Genomic DNA, 22,387 nt, shown 5'->3' on the forward strand with positions numbered 1-22,387 from the left:
GGGGGTGTTCAAGCCCCTACATTGTCCAATGAGGTGTACCGCAATGGTCAAAGCACGGACCGCTCCCGATTTGTGGCTTATCGGATCCATTCTCTCTTTGCTGGCGATAGGAATTGTCATGGTATACAGTGCCGGCGCCGTCATCGCTTTTCATGACTACGGCGACTCGTTCTATTTCGTCAAGCGGCAGCTGCTGTTCGCCGTACTTGGATTGGTTGCCATGTTCATAACGATGAACACCGATTACCGGGTATGGGCCCGGTATGCGAAGGCCGGCCTGCTGATCTGCTTCGGGCTGCTCATCATCGTTCTTATTCCGGGCATCGGAGACGTCCGGGGCGGCGCGCGCAGCTGGCTTGGCATCGGTTCGTTCGGCATTCAGCCTTCGGAATTCATGAAGCTCGGCATGGTGATCTTTTTGGCCAAAATGCTGTCCGACGAGCAGACAAGAATCGATCGGTTCACGACCGGACTGCTTCCGCCGCTCGGCGTGATGGGGGCAGCCTTCGGACTCATTATGCTTCAGCCCGATCTTGGGACAGGCACGGTCATGATGGGCGCTTCGCTGCTGCTCATCTTCACGGGAGGGGCCCGGATCAAGCATCTGGCTTCGCTGGCTCTCGTCGGAATAGCCGGGTTCGTCGGTCTTATTCTGGCGGCGCCTTACCGGTTGCAGCGGATCACCGCCTTTCTCGATCCGTGGCAGGATCCGCTTGGGGCGGGGTATCAGGCGATCCAGTCGCTGTACGCGATCGGTCCGGGCGGATTGGTCGGCCTCGGATTGGGGGCGAGCCGCCAGAAATACAATTACGTGCCCGAGCCGCAGACCGACTTTATCTTCTCCATTCTGGCGGAGGAGCTTGGGTTCATTGGCGGCGTTACCGTATTAATGCTATTCTTAATTCTAGTATGGCGCGGCATGCGGGCGGCGATGGCGGCTCCGGACACATTCGGCAGTCTGCTGGCCGTCGGGATCGTCGGCATCGTCGCCGTGCAGGTTCTTATCAATATTGGCGTCGTCATCGGCTTGATGCCGGTGACAGGCATTACGCTGCCATTAATCAGCTATGGCGGCTCTTCCTTGACATTGATGCTGACTTCACTGGGCATCTTGTTGAATATATCACGATATGCGAGGTGAACGAGATGCGCGTCGTGCTGAGCGGCGGCGGTACGGGAGGTCATATTTACCCGGCTGTCGCCATCGCGAGGGAATGCGAGAAACGCTATCCCGACTGCACTTTTTTATATATAGGAACCGATCGAGGCCTGGAGAGCCGGCTTGTTCCCGAGGAAGGCCTCCCTTTCGCCTCCATCGACATCACCGGATTTCGCCGCAAGCTCTCGCTTGACAACGTCAAGACGGTCATGCGCTTCCTGAAGGGCGTGAGCAAGGCGAAGGCGATGCTGGCCGAATTCAAGCCGGATGTCGTCATCGGAACCGGAGGGTATGTATGCGGGCCGGTCGTCTACGCGGCCGCCAAGATGGGCATCCCGACGGTCATCCATGAACAGAATGTCATTCCCGGGCTGACCAACAAGTTCCTCAGCCGTTATGTCAGCCTGGTCGCGGTCAGCTTCGAGCAATCGGCCGCTTATTTCAAGAAGGCGAAGCAGGTCGCCTACACCGGCAACCCGCGCGCGACCGCGGTCGCGCGGGCGAACCGGGAGCGGGGCTTCGCCTCGCTCGGACTGCCGATGGACAGCCGCGTCGTGCTTATCGTGGGCGGCAGCCGCGGCGCGCAAGCGGTGAACCAGGCGATGATCGGAATGGTCCCGCTGCTGAAGCAGCTGCCGGACGTTCACTTCGTCTATGTGACCGGCCAGCATTATTATGAGCATACGCGGGCCGCGGTCCTCAAATCGAGCGAGTCCGTGCGCAATCATCTGCATGTGCTTCCTTATATCGGAAATATGCCCGAGGTGCTGGCCGCGACGACGCTCGCGGTAAGCCGGGCGGGGGCCTCATCGCTGGCGGAGCTGACATCGCTTGGCATCCCGTCGGTGCTCATCCCGTCGCCCAATGTGACGAATAATCACCAAGAGGCCAACGCGCGATCGCTGGCGGATGCCGGAGCCGCCATCATGATGCTGGAGCGGGAGCTGAGCTCGACCGCGCTCTTCGATACGATCAAGCGGCTGATGACCGATGAGAATGCGCGAAGCCGGATGTCGGCCCGGGCCAAAGCGTTCGGCCAGCCGGACGCCGCGGAGCGCGTCGCAATTGAATTGGAACGATTGACGGGCAAGTGAAGCTTGCCCGATTTGTGCGTCTCGGACGAGATGCGGGGGAGGGCGTCCGCTCTCGCTGCGAACTGGGGCTTTCATCATGTTCCGGGGCAAGCGCAATCCGAGGTTTGCCGGGGGCCGTCCGGCCCGGAGCGGGGCGGACGGCATGGGTGAAGCGCCGCGCCCTTTCCGTCTGGGCACCTGTCACACAACGCGTGACGGCTACATAAGATACCCTATACATCGTGACAGCCAGTGCCGCTTGCCGGACACGGACGTTGCATCGTTCTATCGCGGACGACAGGATGAGTTGGGTTAAGGAGGTTCATCATATGCTGCAGCAATTTATATCCCGTTATTCGGATTTGAACTTGGGCAAGTACAAGGTAAATGAGCCGCTTGCACCGTATACGACCTGGAAAATCGGAGGTCCGGCGGATGTGCTCGTCGAGCCTGCCGGCAAAGAGCAGATCGTTCAGACTGTCCGGCTCCTTCATGACATGCAACTCCCGTGGATGGCCTTAGGGCGCGGATCCAACATGCTCGTCTCCGACAAAGGGGTGCGAGGCGTTGTCATTCATACCGGGCATGCGCTTGATTATGTCCGGCAGGAAGACAATCTGGTGCATGCCGGAGCGGGGCTTTCCTTCATCAAGCTGTCCGTGCTCACCGGCAATATGGGGTTGTCGGGACTGGAATACGCGGGCGGCATTCCAGGCACGGTAGGCGGAGCCGTCTACATGAATGCCGGCGCGCACGGGTCTGACGTGTCACGAATATTTGAATCTGCTGAGATTGTACTGGAGACAGGGGAATTGGTGCGATACAGAACGGAAGATATGAAGTTCGCGTACCGCCATTCCGTGCTGCACGAGATCAGGGGCATCGTACTGGAGGCGACGTTCCGGCTGGAGCGCGGAGACCGGCATGAAATCAAAGCCTTGAACGCAGCCAATAAGGAACGGCGTCTGCGGACGCAGCCGCTGCAAGCCGCATGCGCGGGGAGCGTGTTCCGCAACCCGCCGGGAGATTTCTCGGCCCGGCTGGTGGAAGAAGCCGGACTGAAGGGATTTCGGATCGGCGGAGCCGAAGTATCCACGTTACACGCCAATTTCATTGTAAACACCGGGCAAGCAACAGCGTCAGACGTGCTCACCCTGATGGAGCGCATCCAACAAACGATAAAAGACCGATATGGTGTCGAGTTGGTGCCGGAAGTGTTGGTGGTGGGTGAGCGGTAATCACGGAGGTGATACATTGGACAAATTGGTGATTGAGGGTGGGAAGCCTCTATCGGGAACCATTCGTATCCATGGAGCCAAAAATGCCGCTTTACCGATTTTAGCAGCCGCGATCCTGGCCGACGGTGTCGTCAAGCTCGATAATGTTCCGCAATTACTCGACATTGAAGTAATGCTGCACATTTTGCGCCGCTTGGGCTGTCGGGCCGTTCAAGACGGTTATACGGTCACATTGGATGCAGCCGGTACTCATTCGGTTCATGTGCCGGAAGATTTGATGCGACAGATGCGCTCATCCATATTTTTGATGGGGCCGCTGCTTGCTCGCTTTAAGGAAGTTCATATTTATCAGCCCGGCGGCTGCGCTATCGGGGAACGCAAGATCGATTTGCATCTGCGGGGGCTGCAGGCGCTTGGAGCGGAAGTGGAGCAGTGCGGCCACCGCGTCACGTGCCGCGCATCCCGGCTCGTCGGAACGGATGTCCATCTTGATTTCCCAAGCGTGGGGGCGACGGAGAATGTAATGATGGCCGCCGTGCTGGCGGAAGGCACGACCGTCATCACGAATGCCGCCCGGGAGCCGGAAATCAACGACCTTCAGAACTTCTTGAATCAGATGGGGGCCAATGTAAGCGGAGCGGGCAGCGGCACGATCGTGATTGAAGGCGTCAGCAATCTGTACGGCTGTCAATATTCGATCATCCCGGACCGGATCGTGGCCGGCACGCTGATGATCGCGGCAGCCGCGACAAGGGGAGCGGTGACGCTGACCAACGCGCATTCGGGGCATTTGACCTCATTGATTCATATTCTTCGCCGCGCCGGTGTTCAGATCGCTACGAGTGATGGTATAATCAATGTAACCAGCTTCGGCAGGGCGAAGGCCGTAGATCGGATCGTCACATCGCCGTATCCGGCATTTCCGACCGATCTGCAATCGCAGCTGATGGTGTTGATGGCGCTTGCCGACGGAGTCAGCGTGCTGAAGGAGACGATATTCGAGGGCCGCTTCAAGCATGTGGATGAATTGTCACGCATGGGCGCCGATATCCGGGTCGATCTGAGCACGGCGTTCGTACGCGGCGTGACTACGCTGTACGGCACGACAGTCGAAGCGACCGACCTTCGCGCGGGAGCCGCTCTCGTTATTGCCGGATTGGCCGCGCAGGGCCGAACGATTATTGAAAATGTCCATCATATTGATCGCGGCTATGACCGGATTGAGCATATATTCAGCCGACTTGGCGCGAACATCGAACGGTTCGCCGCGGTACCCAAGCTTGACCTTGCCAATGGATAAAGCTACAGCGAGTCCCCTCCCCTAACAAGGAGGGGATTGTGGGTGTTACGGCGAACTAACATTTAAGGAGAAAGAATGGAGGGGGTGAGCGGTTGCACCTACGTAGTATTCCCCCGCTTCCAGGGAAGCCGCCGAAGAAGAAGCGCGCAGCTGCGAAGCTCATTTGGCTGCTGTCCATTCTATGCATCGTGCTTCTGGTCGTGCTGTTCTTCCGTTCATCGATAAGCAAGGTTTCGGAAGTGCGCTGGATCGGAGAGCACTTCGTGACGAAGGCCGAATTGGGCGAAGTCAGCGGACTGAAGCCCGGCGAACCGTTCTTCGGGACGAGCGAGGCGACGGTCGGCGCGCGAATTCAAGAAAAGTTCCCTTTTGTCAAATCGGTGAAGATGGTCAAGCAGTTCCCTGGCGTGATCGAAGTATACGTTCATGAGTATGCCGCCGTAGCCTACGAATTGAGCGCCGACGGGCAGGTTATGGCCTGTCTGGAGAACGGCGCCGTCGTGAAGCCGAGCGCGCAGCTGAAGACCGTGCTGGAGAAGCCGGTATTGACCAAATGGGACGGACAAGCCGAGATGAGAGGTCGGTTGAGCGAGCAATTGGCCAAGATTCCGAAGGGGCTGCTGGCGGACATTTCCGAGATTAGCTTCTATCCGTCTCCCTCGTACCCGGACCGCATCAAGATGTATACGCGCTCCGGGTTCGAGGTCGTCACGACGGTATCGGCTCTCCCCGACAAGATCACGTATTTAAGCGGCGTGGTCGAGACGCAGGAGCCTGGCCGCATCACGATGCTCAAGGCCGATTCGTATATTCCGTACTCCAGCCTCCCGGAGGACCCGGACGAGATAGGCGCAGAAGAGGAACAAACGGGTACAAATGAGCAGGAAAAGGAAAATAATGAGAATAACATGCAGGATGGACAAGATCAACAAAATGTGGACGAAGAAAAAAACTCTACTCAATAAACGGAATAAATGCTAGAATAAAGTTTATGGTATTTCCTGAACTCCCCTTCTTTTTGATCTGCATTTTTCAGAATGTGGAAGACAAGACGGACCGGAAGCGGCACATGACAAATGGAAGGATTTTGTCTTCAAAAAAAGTGTAGAAAAAAGAGGGAATGACCAATCCTTTGTTGAATACATAGTGAGTGTCCGGGGATACAAACATACCAATTGACTGGGAAGTAGGAGGTGCCACGGGTTGAGCAGCAATGACATCATTGTGAGTTTGGACATCGGTACATCCAAAGTGCGTGCTATCATTGGAGAGATTAACAACGGAACGCTGCAAATCATCGGCGTTGGATCTGCTGATTCAGAAGGTATTCGCAAAGGTGCGATTGTAGATATTGATCAGACTGTGCAATCCATTCGTAATGCTGTGGAGCATGCGGAACGCATGGTCGGTATAGAGATTACGGAAGTGTACGTTGGCATATCGGGCAATCATATCGGACTTCAGTCCAGTCATGGCGTCGTCGCGGTCTCGAACGAGGATAGAGAGATTGGCGAGGAAGACATCGAACGGGTCCTGAAGGCGGCCGAAGTCATTGCGCTCCCGCCTGAACGGGAGATCATCGACGTCGTTGCGAAGCAATATGTGGTCGACGGTCTGGAGGATATCCACGATCCGCGCGGCATGATTGGAGTCCGCCTCGAGGCGGATGCGACGATTATTACAGGGGCGAAGACCGCGATACATAATTTGACCCGTTGCGTCGAGAGAGCGGGGCTGCATGTCAAGGAGCTTGTCCTCATGTCCCTGGCCGGGGGCCATCTGGCGCTCTCCAAGGATGAGAAGCTGATGGGCTCGGTATTGGTCGATGTAGGTGCCGGCGCCACGACGATTGCCGTGTTCCAGGACGGGACGCTAGCAGCTACTTCGACCCTCCCGATCGGGGGCGACTTCGTCACGAACGATATCGCCTACGGCTTGCGGACGATGTCGGATCAGGCAGAGAAGGTCAAGCTCAAGTTCGGCTGCGCCTGGGTGGACGATGCGTTGGAGGACCAAGTGTTCAAAGTCGTCCGCATCGGCAGCAACGTGGAGAAGGAATTCAATCAAGTGTTCCTCGCCAATATTATTGAGCCTCGCGTTCAAGAGATTTTTCACCTTGTGAAGAATGAAGTGAAGCGTCTAGGTTTCACAGAGCTTCCTGGCGGGTACATTCTTTCGGGAGGCACTGTCTCTATGGCCGGTGTGTTGAATGCCGCACAGGCCGAGCTGCAGACATCGGTTCGGATTGCGGTTCCTGATTACATCGGAGTGCGCGATCCAGGATTCGTAAGCGGTGTGGGGGTCTTGCATCATGTGATGCGCTCTGTCCGACCACGCAGTGCAGGTGGCACCAAGAAAGCAGCCGCACGAAAGCCGGCTCCGGCAGAATCATCGAACAAGCCTGGTTTTATCGAACGGTTAAAAAATATGTTTAGCGAATTTATTTAAAGTTTCTTTGACTTCATGCCATCCATGCACAATGAAGGGGAGATGGAGAGCTCATGTTGGAATTTGAATTCGAGATGGAAGCATTAGCCCAGATTAAGGTAATCGGCGTCGGCGGCGGGGGGAGCAACGCGGTCAACCGCATGATCGACAACGGTGTCAAGGGCGTTGAATTTATTACGGTAAATACGGATGCGCAGGCGCTTCACTTTGCGAAATCCGAGCACAAGCTGCAGATCGGGGACAAGCTGACGCGCGGCCTCGGGGCGGGCGCGAATCCCGAGGTGGGGAAGAAGGCGGCGGAGGAGTCCCGCGAGCTGATTATGAACACCCTGAAGGGGGCTGACATGGTCTTTGTCACCGCCGGCATGGGTGGAGGCACGGGAACCGGCGCGGCTCCGGTTATCGCCGAGATCGCGAAAGAATGCGGGGCGCTGACGGTAGGAGTGGTTACGAGGCCATTTACGTTCGAAGGCCGCAAGCGTCTGACGCAGGCGGAGATGGGCATTGAAGCCTTGAAGGAGAAGGTGGATACGCTTATCGTCATCCCGAATGACCGCCTCTTGGAGATTGTGGATAAGAAGACGCCGATGCTGGAAGCGTTCCGGGCGGCAGACAACGTGCTGCGTCAGGCAGTCCAGGGTATTTCCGACTTGATTGCCGTGCCGGGATTGATCAACCTCGACTTCGCGGATGTGAAGACGATTATGACCGAACGGGGTTCGGCGTTGATGGGAATCGGCATCGCCAACGGGGAGAACCGGGCGGCGGAAGCTGCGCGCAAGGCGATTATGAGTCCGCTGCTGGAGACGTCGATCGATGGCGCGCGCGGCGTCATCATGAACATAACGGGCGGAGCGAATCTGTCGCTCTACGAGGTCAATGAAGCGGCCGAGATCGTGACCGCTGCCTCGGATCCGGAAGTGAACATGATCTTCGGCGCGATTATCGACGAGAATATGAATGATGACATTAAGGTCACTGTCATTGCGACAGGATTCGAGCATAAGCCCGCTCCGATGATGCCAGGGCGGCGCCCTGCGGGCAGCGAGACGAGCGGAGGGGAATCCCGCGCTCAGGCGCCGCTTCGTCCGTTCGGCAATGCGCCATCCGGCGGAGATCAGCTCGACATTCCGACGTTCCTGCGGAACCGTCCACGCAATAATAACGAATAATGATAGACGCGAGACGTCTGCCTTCCGGGGCAGGCGTCTTTTTGCATGCTTGTCCAGGGCCACGGTTCGCTTCTCCTCGACAAAAAAAGTAACAATCCCCCACCCACCTTTAGACAGACTTCGGATAACCGCCTCTATATACTTATCCTTATCTCACGATAGATTGGCGGTGCCGAAGGAGGGAGCGCTGTGACCGTCATCTATGCCGATCTCGTATTCGGGCTGAATCTAGCACTGGATTGGACGCTGCTGACGATGACCGCCTGGATGCGCGGACTCTCTCATTCCCGCTGGAAGGTAGCGGCCGGAGCGGGACTTGGGACGCTCTATGCCCTCGTCTTGTTTATTCCGGCTTTTCCGCTGCTGTATACCTATGCGGGAAAGATTCTGATATCCATATTTATGCTGCTCATCGCTTTTGGATTTCGCAATCCCGGATATTTTTTAAAAAATGTCGCCGTTTTTTATTTTTCCGCTTTTGTGCTTGCCGGCGGCGCCATTGGTATTCAATATATGCTGCAGGATTCCAGGCTATGGTCGATCGCTCACCGCACCTCGGAGTGGTGGTCTGCCAATGAACGGCGGATGCAGACCGGCATGGGGCTGGTCATGGCGGCGCTCCCCGCTACGTATGGGCTGTTCCGCCTCGTCTGGAAATGGAGCAAGCGGCAGCAGCAAGTGGCGAGGCAGCTGGTAACGGTCGATATCCGCATCGGTGACATTCGCCGCCAGGTGACCGGATTGGTCGATACGGGGAATCATCTGAATGATCCGCTGAGCGGGGCCCCGGTTATGGTGACGGAAGCAAGGATATGGGAGGGCTGGCTGCCGGCGGACTGGCTGCAGCAGCTTGGGGCTTCGCAATCGCTGGATATGCTGGAACCGCTTAGCGGAGTCATCGATGTATCGAAGCTCCGGCTGCTGCCCTATCGCGGCGTCAATCAAGGAATGCAATGGATGATTGGCTTCAAGCCGGATGAGATCCGGATTACGACCGAGACGGAGACGCTTCTCTGCGACCGGGCGATTATCGGGCTCGACGGGGGCGTGCTGTCCCGTGACGGCGCTTTCCAGGCGATTGTCCATCCCGATATGATCGAGACCGGGCAGCAGAAGCCGTCCGAACCGATTCCGCAGGCCCACCGGGCATCTTGACGCCAGCTTGGGCCATGCGGCGCCTGATGGAGCACTCGGATTCCCGGCAAGAAGGAGAGCCTTCGCGGCAAATGCGTTCGGTGATTACCACGTATATAGGAGGAGTAGCCATGCGCTTGAAATGGAAATTGATCATGCAGCTCTATTATTACCGACTCTTGTTCTTATTGGGTTTGAAGCGCGATGAAATCTATTACATCGGCGGCAGCGAAGCGCTTCCTCCCCCGCTGACTAGGGAGGAGGAGGAGTACTTGCTCTCGAAGCTCAGCAGCGGGGAAGCCGCCGTAAGAGCGATGCTGATCGAGCGCAATTTGCGGTTGGTCGTCTATATTGCCCGCAAATTCGAGAATACAGGCATCCACATCGAGGATCTCGTCTCCATTGGTGCGATCGGGTTGATCAAAGCCGTCAACACGTTCGATCCGGAGAAGAAAATCAAGCTGGCCACGTATGCGTCCCGCTGCATCGAAAATGAGATTCTGATGTATTTGCGCCGCAACAGCAAGACGAGAACGGAAGTGTCCTTCGATGAGCCGCTGAACATAGACTGGGACGGCAATGAGCTGCTGCTGAGCGATGTGCTCGGCACCGAGAACGATACGATATATAAAAATATTGAGGAGCAGGTCGACCGGAAGCTGCTTCACAAGGCGCTTGACAAGCTGAGCGAGCGGGAGCGGCTCATTATGGAGCTGCGGTTCGGCTTGTCCGACGGAGAGGAGAAAACGCAAAAGGATGTGGCCGATTTGCTCGGCATTTCCCAGTCCTATATTTCCCGATTGGAGAAGCGAATAATAAAGCGCTTGCGCAAGGAATTCAATAAAATGGTGTGACCGCAATTTTGCTTAATCCAGAGCGAGTTTCCGCTCATTCCCCCGCTTGCGGGGAGATGGCGAAGGAATAAATTTGAACCCCGGGGAGATAATGTACATTAATGTTTTACCCTGGGAGGTAGTCACGAATGACCAGAAACAAAGTCGAAATTTGCGGTGTCGATACATCGAAGTTGCCCGTCCTCACGAACGCCGAAATGAGAGAATTGTTCGTGGCTCTGCAGGAGCGGAATGAACGTTCCGCGCGGGAGAAGCTGGTCAACGGCAACTTGCGTCTTGTCCTTAGCGTCATTCAGCGCTTCAACAATCGCGGCGAGTTCGTCGATGATTTGTTCCAAGTCGGATGCATTGGCCTGATGAAGGCCATCGATAACTTCGATCTGGGGCAGAACGTTAAGTTTTCCACCTATGCGGTACCGATGATTATCGGCGAGATCCGGAGATATTTGCGGGACAACAACCCGATCCGCGTATCCCGCAGCTTGCGGGACATTGCCTACAAGGCGCTGCAGGTTCGTGATTCCTTGACCAATCAAAATTCGCGGGAGCCAACGATTATGGAAATCTCGGAAGCGCTGAACGTTCCCAAGGAGGATGTCGTGTTCGCATTGGACGCCATACAGGATCCGGTGTCGCTCTTTGAACCGATTTATCATGACGGCGGCGATCCGATATATGTCATGGATCAGATAAGCGATGACAAAAATAAGGACGTGTCCTGGATCGAGGAGATTGTGCTCCGGGAGGCGATGCGGAAATTGAACGAGAGAGAGAAAATGATTTTATCGATGCGTTTTTTTGAAGGGAAAACCCAGATGGAGGTAGCGGATGAAATCGGCATATCTCAAGCGCAGGTATCCCGGTTGGAGAAATCAGCGATCAATCAAATGCAAAAGCATGTGCGAACGTAATCCGGTTACGACAAGTTTGCAGCCGTCCGCCTTGAAGCGGCGGCTTTTTTTGTGCCGGAGGGCAGGGGAGAGGACATTTTGGAGGCTTCGGACATATATCTATATTATGATCCAAAATAAATGCATAGTGGGGATCCCGATGAAAATATCCGATTTTCAAACCAAAGATGTTATCAATATTGTAGACGGGAAAAAATTAGGGCAAGTTAGTGATGTGGAGCTGGATTTGAAGCAAGGGCGCATCGACGCGATCGTCGTGCCCAGCTACAGCAAGTTCCTCGGCTTTTTCGGCGGCGGCACCGAGCTGGTGATTCCGTGGCGGAACATTGTCAAAATCGGCGCCGACGTCGTGCTCGTCAAGATGGAAGAGGCGAAAGCCTCCCAGCGTGCGGAGGAATACGAGACAACGGTTCTGCTGCCGAGACCGTAGGCTTCCGGCCGGAGTTTGTGGTACACTGGAGGTTGAGGTGAACGGTATGGAACCTTTTGTACGACGTCAAGGCGGGAAGCTGGCTGAACCGGGCGTGCTCGAGCTGGCCGGCTGGATGGCCGACGCGCCCGGGCTGGCGGCCGGGTTCACGACCCGGCAGGGCGGAGTGAGCCAGGGCTGCTTCGCTTCGCTTAACTGCGCCCTTCATGTGCGCGATGCGGAGGAGGATGTCATCGCGAACCGGCGGCGAGTCGCCGAGGCTGCCGGCATTCCGTTCGAGAACTGGGTATGCGGAGAGCAGGTGCACGGCAATCGCGTGCACGCCGTTACGGGGGAAGACCGGGGCCGGGGCTGGTTCGGCCGGGCCAGCGCAATACAAGATGCGGACGCGCTCGTGACGGATGCGGAAGGCGTGATGCTGGCCTCCTTTTACGCCGATTGCGTGCCGCTTATTTTTCTGGATCCGGTGAAGCGGGTCGTGGCGTTGGCGCATGCGGGCTGGAAGGGAACGGTAACCCGGATTGGCCCGGAGACGGTACATATGATGCAGGAACGTTATCACAGTTCGATCGAACATATAAGAGCGGCCATCGGACCTTCGATCGGTCCGTGCTGCTATGAGGTGGACAACCGGGTGCTGGAGCAAGTCCGGGCGGTGTGGAACGAAGAGGAAGGCGAAGCGGACCGCCCTGTCATTCGAGCTTCCCGGCCGGGACATGCATGGCTCGATTTGAGAGAATTGAATCGACAATTGTTGAAGCAAGCAGGAATTTTGCCAACAAATATCGAATGTACTACTTTGTGCACCGGCTGCGATACCGGCATGTTTTTTTCCCACCGCAAGGAGGGGGGAGCAACCGGCCGCATGATGAGCTTTATTGGTTGGAAGAAGGGATGACGACATGACGCTGCAGCAGAGAATCGAAGCTGTGGAACGACGTATACAGGAAGCATGCGCCCGATCGGGGCGCAACCGGGAGGACGTCCGGACGATCGCGGTGACCAAGTATGTCTCGCTGGAACGGACCGGAGAGGCCATTGCGGCCGGTCTGAAGGACGTCGGGGAGAACCGGTGGCAGGATGCGGAAGCGAAGTGGATGCGGTACGGCGATCAGGCGGCCTGGCATTTTATCGGAACGCTGCAGTCGAACAAGGCGAAGGATGTGGTCGGCAAGTTCCCGTACATCCATTCGCTGGACCGGCTCTCGCTGGCCAAGGCAATAGAGAAGCGGGCCGCCGAATTGGATCAATTCGTCCGCTGCTTCATTCAGGTGAATATATCAGGAGAAGCTTCGAAGCAAGGGTTGCCGCCGCAGGATGTCGCGCCTTTCCTCGAAGAGTTGAAGGCATACCCGCACATTCAGCCGATCGGGCTAATGACGATGGCTCCGTATGAAGCGGAGCCGGAAGAGACGAGACCGGTATTTCGCGGTCTGCGCCAATTGCGGGATGAATTGAACGAGACGCGGGCCGAACCGCTTGATCATCTGTCGATGGGCATGTCGAACGACTTCGAGATCGCCATTGAGGAAGGAGCGACTTGGATTCGGCTTGGCTCCATTCTGGTAGGGAAAGAGAGGGATGAATGATGGGCGTAATGAACCGTTTCATGAGTTTTCTCGGGCTGCAGGAAGAGGAAGAAGTCATCGAACGAGAGCAGGTCACCCACGCGGACGATCAGGAGCTGGAAGCGCCTGCCTTCGATCAGCGCAAGGGCGCGAGAGGGTCCAACATCGTGAGCATCCATTCGCAGAAGGCTTCCAAGGTCGTCCTGTATGAGCCCCGATCCTATGATGAAGCGCAGGAGATCGCCGATCATTTGCGTTCCCGGCGGTCGGTCATCATTAATCTGCAGCGCGTCCGCACTGATCAGGCGCTGCGCATCATTGATTTCCTGAGCGGAACGGTGTATGCGTTGAGCGGCAACATTTCCAAGCTCGGAAGCAATATTTTTATCTGCACTCCGGACAATATCGAGATCCAAGGTTCGATAACGGAGATGTTTGCGGAGGATTTCGAATACAAACAAACGAGGTGACCTGCTGTTGCTGGAATATACGATTATTCAATATTTGGGCTATTTGTATGAAATCTATACGTGGCTCATCATTATTTATGTTTTGATGTCCTGGCTCCCGAATGTCCGCGAGAGCTTTGTCGGCGAGATTTTGGGCAAGATCGTCGAACCGTATTTGAGTCTGTTCCGGCGCATTATTCCGCCGATTGGCGGCATGCTCGATATTTCCCCGATCATCGCCCTGTTCGCGCTTCGCTTCGTGTATATGGGATTGGTAGCCGTCGTGCAGTACCTGTTCTAGACATGATTGATGCGTTCGGCTCGGGAGAATGGCAAAAGGCGGAATGAGGAATGAAAGGTAACGAGAAGCTGTATGTCCACTTCCATCCGGACGAGCGGGAGTTCGTCGATCGCGCATGGGAGTGGGTACGGCGCGCGGCGGAAGGACATGAGATAAAGCGGACGGACTTTTTGGATCCGAGACAAGCTTATATTACGGCGACGCTGGTCAACCGGAGTCGGGATGTACAGCTCCGGCTGGACGGCGGCTCCGGGCAGGCAGAGCGCAAGCGGGGCTTAATCGCCCCCGACTATGTGTATGCCGAAGGGGAAGATATGGGAATCTCCGTACTCCAGATCACCTCACCCGACCGGAAGTGGGACGAGCTGGAGCATGGTGATTTTCTTGGCGCGCTCCTTGGCTTGGGCATCAAGCGGGAGAAGATCGGGGATATTCATGTCTCTCCCGATCGCTGCCATGTGCTGGTAACGGAGGAGATGGCGCCGTTCATCAATACGCATTTGCGCCAGGTTCACCGGGTGAGCGTCTTGACGGATATCCTTCCTCTGTCTGAATTGCGGGCGGCGCACGCGGAGATGAAGACGGCGAAGCTGAGCGTCGCTTCTTTGCGCCTGGACGGAATTGCGAGCGATGTGTTCCGCTTGAGCCGCACGAAGATCGTGGCGCCGATCAAGGCGGGCCGCTGCAAGGTGAATTGGAAGGTGGAAGAGAACCCTTCCGCCCCGCTTGAAGCGGGGGACGTCGTCTCCTTGCAGGGCTTCGGGCGGTTCAAGATTATCGATGTGGAAGGGTTGACGAAGAAGGGCCGCTATTGGGTTACGGTCGGGACGTTCACCTGATGATCTTGCGGCACGCAGGTGCAGGAATTTTGGCAAGGGATGTCGAATTGCATAATAATCGCTGCAAGGCTTGTAATTATTAGGAGGTGCACAGCATGCCATTGACACCGCTCGATATACATAATAAGGAATTTAGCCGCAAGCTGCGCGGTTACGATGAAGATGAGGTAAATGAATTTCTAGATCAGATTATTAAAGATTTTGAAGCTCTTATCCGGGAGAACAAAGAGCTGCAGAACCATGCGCTCAATCTGCAGGAGAAGCTGGATCACTTCGCCAACCTGGAGGAGACGCTCAGCAAGACGATCATTGTCGCTCAGGAAGCGGCCGATGAAGTAAAGAACAACGCGAAGAAGGAAGCTCAGCTTATCCTCAAGGAAGCGGAGAAGAATGCCGATCGGATCATCAACGACTCTCTGGCCAAATCGCGCAAGGTGGCGATTGAGATCGAGGAGCTGAAGAAGCAGGCTTCCATCTACCGCACACGCTTCCGCACGCTGGTCGAGGCCCAGCTCGAGCTGCTGAGCCAGGACGGCTGGGACGGACTGGAGCGCGCGGAACGGACCGAAGTGAAGGAGCTCTATTGAGCGTCCGGCCGAATCGTTTGACATTTCGCGCAAAACGCGATATAACTATGTATTATTCCATACGTTGTATGATAGACACGGCCCGGGCAGCATTCCGGCCGCATCGTATATCGCATATTCAATGACGGGAACGCGCCGTCACGACTGTTGTTCGACCAGAGAATCGGGATAGGTGGGAACCGATGAACACGACGTGACCGGACATCATCCCGGAGAAGGCAGGCCGAGAACCCGGCGGTGCGCGGCATCGCGGCGGAGGTAAGCTTGCCCGGCAAGCCGGCCGTTATCCGGGAGCGCCAGCAGTCTGCTGAAGCGCACAGAGTGCCATTGCACCCTACTTTCGGGCGCGCTAATGGAACAAGGGTGGTAACGCGAGAGACCTCGTCCCTTTTGGGATGAGGTTTTTTTATGTCAATCCGAGATGCATTTTGCATGAGAAAGGAAGAGGAACCGTGAAAAAAGTAGATGTAAAAGAGCGGGCCCGCGAGCGGGAGCTGCGGGTGCTGCAGAGATGGAATGAACAGAATACGTTCCAGAAATCGATCGAGCAGCGCGAAGGCAAGCCGAACTATGTGTTCTATGAAGGACCGCCGACGGCGAACGGAGCGCCGCATATCGGGCATGTGCTCGGCCGGGTCATCAAGGATTTCATCGGCCGCTACAAGACGATGTCCGGGTACCGCGTCCTCCGCAAGGCCGGCTGGGATACGCACGGATTGCCCGTCGAGCTTGGCGTGGAGAAGCAATTGGGCATCTCCGGCAAGCAGGAGATCGAGAAATACGGGGTCGAGGAATTTGTCAAGAAATGCAAGGCCAGCGTCTTCGAGTATGAGAAGCAATGGCGGGAGCTGACGGAAGCGATCGGCTACTGGACCAATATGGACGATCCGTATATTACCCTCGACAATCGCTATATCGAAAGCGTATGGCATATTTTATCCACGATCCATAACAAAGGCCTGCTCTATCGCGGCCATCGCGTCAGCCCGTATTGCCCGTGCTGCCAGACGACCCTCAGCTCGCATGAGGTGGCGCAAGGATACGAGACAGTCAAGGATCTGTCGGCGACCGTCAAGTTCAAGCTGAAGGACAGCGGGGAATACGTGCTGGCCTGGACGACGACGCCATGGACGCTGCCGGCGCATGCGGCGCTGGCGATGAACCCGGATATGGACTATGTGCGGGTGCAGCAGGAGGACGGCGTCTATATCGTAGCCAAAAATCTCGCCGATAACGTGATGCAGGGCGAATACACGATTCTGTCGGAGCATAAAGGGGCCGAATTCATCGGCAAGACCTATGATGCGCCCTTTACCTACATCAAGCCCGAGAAAGGCCATCGGATCGTCGCGGCCGGGTTCGTTACGGATTCGAGCGGAACCGGGATCGTCCATATGGCGCCGGCCCATGGGGAAGACGACTACAAGAGCTGCCGCGAGAACGGCATCAGCTTCGTCAGCGTCGTGGACGCCCGCGGCCGCTATACGGAGGAAGTGACCGACTTCGCGGGCCGCTTCGTCAAAGATTGCGATATTGACATCGTCAAGGCGCTGTCGGAGCAGAAGACGCTCTACAGCAAAGAAAAATATGAGCACAGCTATCCGTTCTGCTGGCGCTGCAAATCGCCGCTGCTCTATTATGCGACGGAATCCTGGTTCATTAAGACGACAGCGGTTAAAGATCAATTAATTGAAAATAACAGCAAGGTAGACTGGTATCCATCCCATATTCGCGAAGGACGATTCGGCAATTTCCTTGAAGATCTCGTCGATTGGAACATCAGCCGGAACCGTTATTGGGGGACGCCGCTCAACGTCTGGGTCTGCTCCTCCTGCAAGGAAGAATATGCGCCTGGCAGCCGCGCAGATCTGATCGCGCGGGCGGTCGGTCCGGTAGCGGAGGATATCGAGCTTCACAAGCCGTACGTCGATGAAGTGAAGCTGCGCTGCCCGCACTGCGAGCATGGCGTGATGGAGCGTACGCCGGAAGTCATCGACGTATGGTTCGACAGCGGCTCCATGCCGTTCGCCCAGTTCCATCACCCATTCGGCGATGAACAAGCATTCAACGAGCAGTATCCGGCCGATATGATCTGCGAAGGAATCGACCAGACGCGGGGCTGGTTCTTCAGCCTGCTGGCCGTATCGACGCTCTACAAAGGCAAAGCGCCATACAAGGCCGTGATTGCGACGGGCCATATTTTGGATGAGAACGGACAAAAAATGTCCAAATCGAAAGGCAATGTCATCGATCCGTGGGAAATTATTAATGCGTATGGCACGGATGCCTTCCGTTGGGCGCTCCTGTCGGACAGCGCGCCATGGAACTCGAAGCGCTTCTCGAAGCAAATTGTCGCGGAAGCGAAGTCCAAGGTAATCGACACCCTTGTCAACACGCACGCCTTCTATGTGCTGTATGCCAATATCGATCAGTACGATGCGCAGGCCTATGAAGAGCGCCCATCCGCCAACAAGCTGGACCGCTGGATTCTGTCTAGGCTGCACTCGCTTATCGGGACGGTGACGAAGGGGCTGGACGCGAATGATTTCCTGAATCCGGCCAAAGCGATTGAAGCTTATGTGGACGAGCTGAGCAACTGGTACATCCGCCGTTCCCGCGACCGCTTCTGGGGCAGCGGCATGACCGACGACAAGCTGTCGGCATACCAGACGCTGCGCAAGGTGCTCTTAACCTTGGCGAAGCTGGCCGCGCCTTATGCGCCGATGATTGCGGACGATATCTACGTCAATCTGGGCGGTGAACGCGAGAGCGTACACCTGGACGATTATCCGCAGGCAGACGCGTCGCTTATCGATGCGGAGCTGGAGCAGGATATGGAGACGGCCCGCCAGATTGTCGAGCTGGCCCGCAATGTTCGGAACGAGACCGGAATCAAGACGAGACAGCCGCTCTCCGAGCTGATCATCTCCCTTGACCGTCCGTTCCATCTGGCGGATTATGAAGCGGTCATCCAGGACGAGATCAATGTGAAGGAGATTCGTCTGGAGACGAGCGACAGCGGGTTTGTCGATTTCGTCTTGAAGCTGAACCTGAAGGTGGCGGGCAAGAAGTACGGCAAAAACGTCGGCCCGATGCAGAACGCCTTGAAGTCGATGACAGCCGACGAGACGCGCCGCATCGTCGAGCAGGGACAGTGGACATTCACGGCAGCGGATGGCGAGGAAATGACCGTAACGCGCGATGAACTGCTCGTGGAGAAGCAGGCGAAGGCCGGATTTGCGTCCGCTTCGGGCTACCAGATGACGGTGGCGCTCAACACCGAGATCACGCCGGAGCTGGAACAAGAAGGCTGGGTGCGGGAGGTCGTCCGCGGCATTCAGGATACGCGCAAGAAGCTGGATCTGCCGATTGAGAAGCGGGTCGATCTCGTCATTGACGCCGATGCGGAGCTTACCGCGGCGATTCAGGCATTCGATGCGACGCTTCGCGAGAATGTGCTCGTCGCGTCGGTCTCCTTCGGCGAAGTTGAAGGCATGGATGCGATCGAAGTCGGTTCCAAGACGATCCGGGTGCGGATATCGTAATGCCCTTTCTGGCGGATCGACTCAGTGCGGAATGAGCTGCCTGACTCGTGGCAACAATAAGACAGGCGCTTGAATCCGAAATGTGGGATGGAAGAAGAGCGTGGACCTTGCGGGGAACCGAAAAGGTCACGCTCTTTTTTTCCCATTCGGCTTGTACGAGGAGGCGTAATTCGCATGCGCAAACAAGAGGAGAAGGCCAAGCGGGACATCGAGCGGGAGAAGGAGAAAATTTGTACGGAAGTTCCTGCCGATGTGCCGCAAAATGAGTGGGAAGAACGAAAAATGATGAAGACGATTCATGATTATACGATCAGTCTGGCTCAGAAAATGGAGAAATCCCGCCTTGACGAGTATACGGCATTGCTCTTCAATCCGCGCAGGCTGATCTGGGTGAATCTGGTGGGCGGCGTCGCGCGGGGAGTCGGGATCGCTATCGGGGTCACGTTGTTCACCGCACTGATCGCCTATATTTTACAGCTTCTCGGCGCCTTGAATTTGCCGATTATCGGCGATTTCATTGCGGATCTCGTCCGCATCGTGCAGCGCCAGCTGGATACGAAGATTTATTGAGCCGGGGGAGCCAACTTAATGATAAGCGTCGCCGGCTTCATCGGAGCCGTCTAGCGAATAGCCTGTCTCATCCGGCTCGAGCAGCGGCTCTCCTTCCCCGCTGTCCATATAGTGACGGTAACGCCGGTTGCGCACGATGTACACATCGCTTCCGGTCATATCGGTGGCGACGAAGCTCTCGAACGATTCGACGAACCCGTCGATATCGTCGGATGCTTCAATGTACATGTTGTCATAGTCATCGATATTGCCGTCTTCCTGCATGGCCGGAGTGTTCGACGTGCCCCACGCTTCGACAATCTGCCATGCGTCCTCTCCGTCGAAGCCGTTTTGGGTATCCAATTCATCCAGGCTCGTGCGGCCGAAGGGCGGCATCAGGAATTGTTCCTCCACCGGCCGGCGATCGGATACTTGGCGCTGCGGCTCATGCTCGATGCAGTACATCGTAAAAGGCACGGCTTCCAACCGATCGAAAGGAATCGGACGCCCGCAGACGGCGCAAATGCCGTAAGTGCCTTTGTCGATCATCTCCAGGGCGCCGTGAATGCGGTTGAGCAGAAATTCATCATGCTCGTTCAAGGCGATGTCCTTGCCCCGTTCATACAGTTCGGTGGCGACATCCCCCGGGTGATTGTCCACATTGGACAATTCTCCGGTATTCTCCCGGAGCGATCCGGATAGTCCGTAATGGTTGTTATCGGCCAGCTTGCGGCTAAGTTGAGCCTCTTTGTCGCGCAGCATCTGCTTGAGCGACTCCAATTGCTGTGATGTTAATGAATTCATGGCAGCCGTACTCCTTCCTTAAGGTGTCGTCTGCTTTATAGCATGTGCGATCGGGCGGAAAAACTACGTGGAAAAACGGTGACGGATTGGGTGGTATTGGACGTTATTTTTCAACCTGTGATACAATGAGCGGGGGATTCATGCCGTTGGGGTCCCATTTTTGAGAAGAGCTTACATCCTGTAAATGAGGTGACAATTGTCTGTGTGGTACTACCTTATCGCTGTGATCGTGTTCCTCATCGATCAAGGCACGAAATGGGTTATCGCGACCCGATTGACTCTATATGAGCAAATTCCGGTAATCGGCAATTTTTTCTTAATCACGTCGCATCGCAATACCGGAGCCGCGTTCAGCATCCTTGAAGATCAGCGCTGGTTTTTCGTCATCGTCACGATCATTGTCGCTAGCGGAATTATTTGGTATATGTACAAAATCCGGCATCAGCAAGGGCATATTTTGCCTGTAGGACTGAGCCTTATCCTCGGGGGAGCGCTCGGCAATTTCCTTGATCGGCTGCTCACGGGGGAGGTTGTCGATTTTCTTCAATTTAATTTCGGATCGTATACCTTCCCGATCTTCAACGTCGCCGACATGGGCATTACAATCGGCGTCGGCTTGGTGCTGCTTGACGCAATGCTGTCCGTGAAGCGGGAAAAGGCCCTTGAGGCCGAAATTCAGCAGCTTGAAGCCGGGCAAGGCCGTCCAGAAGACGGACAATCGAAGGAAGGATCGACGCAATGACAGACTTACGAATCCCATCTTCAGAGGAAGAAAATCAAGAAGGCTTGGAGCAAGATGCGCTGCATTGGACGGTTACCGAAGCGGACGCCGGGGAGCGCATCGATAAATACATAACCGAAGCGCTGGAGGAACCGGTATCCCGATCGCAGGTGCAGATCTGGATTCGGGATGCTCATTTGCTGGTGAACGGGCGAAGCGTCAAGCCGAACTACAAGGTCGGCTCCGGCGACGAGATCGAACTCCGGATTCCGGAGCCGGCCTCGACGGATATTGTTCCGGAGGCGATTCCGCTCGATATTTATTATGAGGATGCCGATGTTATCGTGATCAACAAACCGCGGGGGATGGTGGTTCATCCCGCGCCGGGACATCTGTCGGGAACGGTGGTGAACGCCCTTATGCACCACTGCCGCGATCTGTCCGGCATTAACGGCGAGCTTCGTCCCGGCATTGTGCATCGCATCGACAAGGACACGTCCGGGCTGCTGATGGCCGCCAAGAACGACCGGGCCCATGCGGAGCTGGCTGCGCAGTTGAAGGCGCACACGGTGCTGCGGAAATATAAGGCGCTCGTTCACGGCAATCTGGCCCATGATCAAGGCACAATCGATGCGCCGATCGGCCGGGATCCGCATGACCGCAAAATGTTCGCTGTGACCGACCGCAACAGCAAGCGGGCCGTGACCCATTTCCAGGCAGCCGAGAGGTTCGGGGATGTCACGTTGGTGGAGCTGCAACTGGAGACGGGCAGAACCCACCAGATTCGCGTCCATATGAAATATATCGGACATCCGCTCGTCGGCGATCCGATGTATACGCGCGGCGTGCGCGGCCTAACGATGGATGGCCAAGCCCTTCATGCGGCCACCTTGGGATTCGTTCATCCTGTCAGCGGTGAGTTGCTGCAGTTCGAGGCTCCGCTGCCGGACGATATGGAGCATCTCCTGTACATGCTGCGCAACCGGTAGTACGGAATCGGAGAACATATTCTAAGCGGTTCAACAAAACGTATTGACAAGTCGAGGGCAAAGTGGGATAATTCATAGCGAACCAAATATTGAACCTTTAAATCAGTCCCGAGAGGCTGGCAAGGTAACGTTCGTAACGAGAAGATTCGTGACGCGAGAGAACGAGGGGTGCGGTCTGCCTGTGAGCAGAGTACTCTTCATCATCCTATCTCTTGCTGAATGTCGCGGCCTTCTGCGCTGTCGTCGAGTAATGGACTCCTTGCCTGTGGGCAAGGAGTTTTTTTGTGCCCCGCGATGTGAATGGTAATAATAACGC

22 protein-coding genes are annotated in these 22,387 nt (G+C 56.0%); 21 read left to right on the forward strand and 1 reads right to left on the reverse strand.

Translation table 11 applies throughout. The features are described 5' to 3' along the window. Positions 1-43: 43 nt before the first annotated feature. From spoVE to L6439_RS08860, 19 genes are all read left to right on the forward strand, one after another. The gene (gene spoVE / locus L6439_RS08770) at positions 44-1,141 is read left to right on the forward strand and encodes a stage V sporulation protein E (protein WP_168178947.1); all 1,098 of its coding nucleotides are present in this window, start codon (positions 44-46) and stop codon (positions 1,139-1,141) included. A gap of 5 nt (positions 1,142-1,146) precedes the next feature. Beyond that, positions 1,147-2,253, forward strand: a complete 1,107-nt coding sequence (gene murG, locus L6439_RS08775; RefSeq protein ID WP_168178946.1) for an undecaprenyldiphospho-muramoylpentapeptide beta-N-acetylglucosaminyltransferase — start codon at positions 1,147-1,149, stop codon at positions 2,251-2,253. Positions 2,254-2,561: 308 nt separating this feature from the next. Next, the gene (gene murB, locus L6439_RS08780) at positions 2,562-3,470 is read left to right on the forward strand and encodes a UDP-N-acetylmuramate dehydrogenase (protein ID WP_213469091.1); all 909 of its coding nucleotides are present in this window, start codon (positions 2,562-2,564) and stop codon (positions 3,468-3,470) included. Positions 3,471-3,486: 16 nt separating this feature from the next. Next, positions 3,487-4,770: a UDP-N-acetylglucosamine 1-carboxyvinyltransferase gene (gene murA, locus L6439_RS08785; RefSeq protein WP_168178944.1), complete on the forward strand. Its 1,284-nt coding sequence runs from the start codon at positions 3,487-3,489 to the stop codon at positions 4,768-4,770. A 92-nt stretch (positions 4,771-4,862) separates the two neighbouring features. Next, positions 4,863-5,735, forward strand: a complete 873-nt coding sequence (locus L6439_RS08790; protein ID WP_213469092.1) for a cell division protein FtsQ/DivIB — start codon at positions 4,863-4,865, stop codon at positions 5,733-5,735. Positions 5,736-5,973: 238 nt separating this feature from the next. After that, entirely contained in the window at positions 5,974-7,218 is a 1,245-nt protein-coding gene (ftsA, locus tag L6439_RS08795; protein WP_168178942.1) for a cell division protein FtsA, read from the forward strand. Positions 7,219-7,271: 53 nt separating this feature from the next. Further along, positions 7,272-8,390 (forward strand): cell division protein FtsZ, encoded by a 1,119-nt coding sequence (ftsZ, locus tag L6439_RS08800; protein ID WP_168178941.1) that lies wholly within the window; start codon positions 7,272-7,274, stop codon positions 8,388-8,390. A gap of 189 nt (positions 8,391-8,579) precedes the next feature. Beyond that, entirely contained in the window at positions 8,580-9,545 is a 966-nt protein-coding gene (locus tag L6439_RS08805; RefSeq protein ID WP_213469093.1) for a sigma-E processing peptidase SpoIIGA, read from the forward strand. A gap of 110 nt (positions 9,546-9,655) precedes the next feature. Beyond that, on the forward strand, positions 9,656-10,378 hold the full coding sequence (gene sigE / locus L6439_RS08810) for an RNA polymerase sporulation sigma factor SigE (RefSeq protein ID WP_006675641.1): 723 nt from the start codon (positions 9,656-9,658) through the stop codon (positions 10,376-10,378). Positions 10,379-10,506: 128 nt separating this feature from the next. Then, on the forward strand, positions 10,507-11,289 hold the full coding sequence (gene sigG / locus L6439_RS08815) for an RNA polymerase sporulation sigma factor SigG (protein ID WP_168178938.1): 783 nt from the start codon (positions 10,507-10,509) through the stop codon (positions 11,287-11,289). Positions 11,290-11,428: 139 nt separating this feature from the next. Further along, positions 11,429-11,719 carry a YlmC/YmxH family sporulation protein gene (locus L6439_RS08820; protein WP_168178937.1) on the forward strand — a complete coding sequence of 97 codons (291 nt, stop codon included), beginning with the start codon at positions 11,429-11,431 and terminating at the stop codon, positions 11,717-11,719. Positions 11,720-11,765: 46 nt separating this feature from the next. Continuing rightward, positions 11,766-12,617, forward strand: a complete 852-nt coding sequence (gene pgeF / locus L6439_RS08825) for a peptidoglycan editing factor PgeF (protein WP_213469094.1) — start codon at positions 11,766-11,768, stop codon at positions 12,615-12,617. A gap of 4 nt (positions 12,618-12,621) precedes the next feature. Then, complete coding sequence (locus L6439_RS08830; protein WP_213469095.1) at positions 12,622-13,308, forward strand: YggS family pyridoxal phosphate-dependent enzyme; 687 nt, start codon at positions 12,622-12,624, stop codon at positions 13,306-13,308. Beyond that, on the forward strand, positions 13,308-13,757 hold the full coding sequence (locus L6439_RS08835; protein ID WP_168178994.1) for a cell division protein SepF: 450 nt from the start codon (positions 13,308-13,310) through the stop codon (positions 13,755-13,757). The genes L6439_RS08830 and L6439_RS08835 overlap by 1 nt, the downstream gene beginning before the upstream one ends. Before the next feature lie 7 nt (positions 13,758-13,764). Then, positions 13,765-14,037, forward strand: coding sequence for a YggT family protein (locus L6439_RS08840; RefSeq protein ID WP_168178934.1), 273 nt, complete (start codon positions 13,765-13,767; stop codon positions 14,035-14,037). A gap of 50 nt (positions 14,038-14,087) precedes the next feature. Continuing rightward, positions 14,088-14,876, forward strand: a complete 789-nt coding sequence (locus L6439_RS08845; RefSeq protein WP_168178933.1) for a YlmH family RNA-binding protein — start codon at positions 14,088-14,090, stop codon at positions 14,874-14,876. Positions 14,877-14,971: 95 nt separating this feature from the next. Next, the gene (locus L6439_RS08850; protein WP_087442170.1) at positions 14,972-15,463 is read left to right on the forward strand and encodes a DivIVA domain-containing protein; all 492 of its coding nucleotides are present in this window, start codon (positions 14,972-14,974) and stop codon (positions 15,461-15,463) included. 452 nt (positions 15,464-15,915) lie between these two features. Further along, entirely contained in the window at positions 15,916-19,008 is a 3,093-nt protein-coding gene (gene ileS, locus L6439_RS08855) for an isoleucine--tRNA ligase (protein WP_213469096.1), read from the forward strand. A 174-nt stretch (positions 19,009-19,182) separates the two neighbouring features. Further along, positions 19,183-19,578, forward strand: a complete 396-nt coding sequence (locus L6439_RS08860; protein WP_168178931.1) for a DUF5665 domain-containing protein — start codon at positions 19,183-19,185, stop codon at positions 19,576-19,578. 15 nt (positions 19,579-19,593) lie between these two features. On the opposite strand, the gene L6439_RS08865 is transcribed toward L6439_RS08860, so the two are convergent. Further along, entirely contained in the window at positions 19,594-20,361 is a 768-nt protein-coding gene (locus tag L6439_RS08865) for a TraR/DksA C4-type zinc finger protein (protein ID WP_168178930.1), read from the reverse strand. Positions 20,362-20,563: 202 nt separating this feature from the next. Between L6439_RS08865 and lspA the strand changes: the two genes are divergently transcribed. Both lspA and L6439_RS08875 read left to right on the forward strand, forming a co-directional pair. After that, positions 20,564-21,103 (forward strand): signal peptidase II, encoded by a 540-nt coding sequence (gene lspA / locus L6439_RS08870; protein WP_213469120.1) that lies wholly within the window; start codon positions 20,564-20,566, stop codon positions 21,101-21,103. Beyond that, positions 21,100-22,071 carry an RluA family pseudouridine synthase gene (locus tag L6439_RS08875; protein ID WP_213469097.1) on the forward strand — a complete coding sequence of 324 codons (972 nt, stop codon included), beginning with the start codon at positions 21,100-21,102 and terminating at the stop codon, positions 22,069-22,071. Before lspA ends, L6439_RS08875 begins: the two co-directional genes overlap by 4 nt. Positions 22,072-22,387 lie beyond the last annotated feature (316 nt).

Source organism: Paenibacillus dendritiformis, assembly GCF_021654795.1.
GTDB lineage: Bacteria > Bacillota > Bacilli > Paenibacillales > Paenibacillaceae > Paenibacillus_B.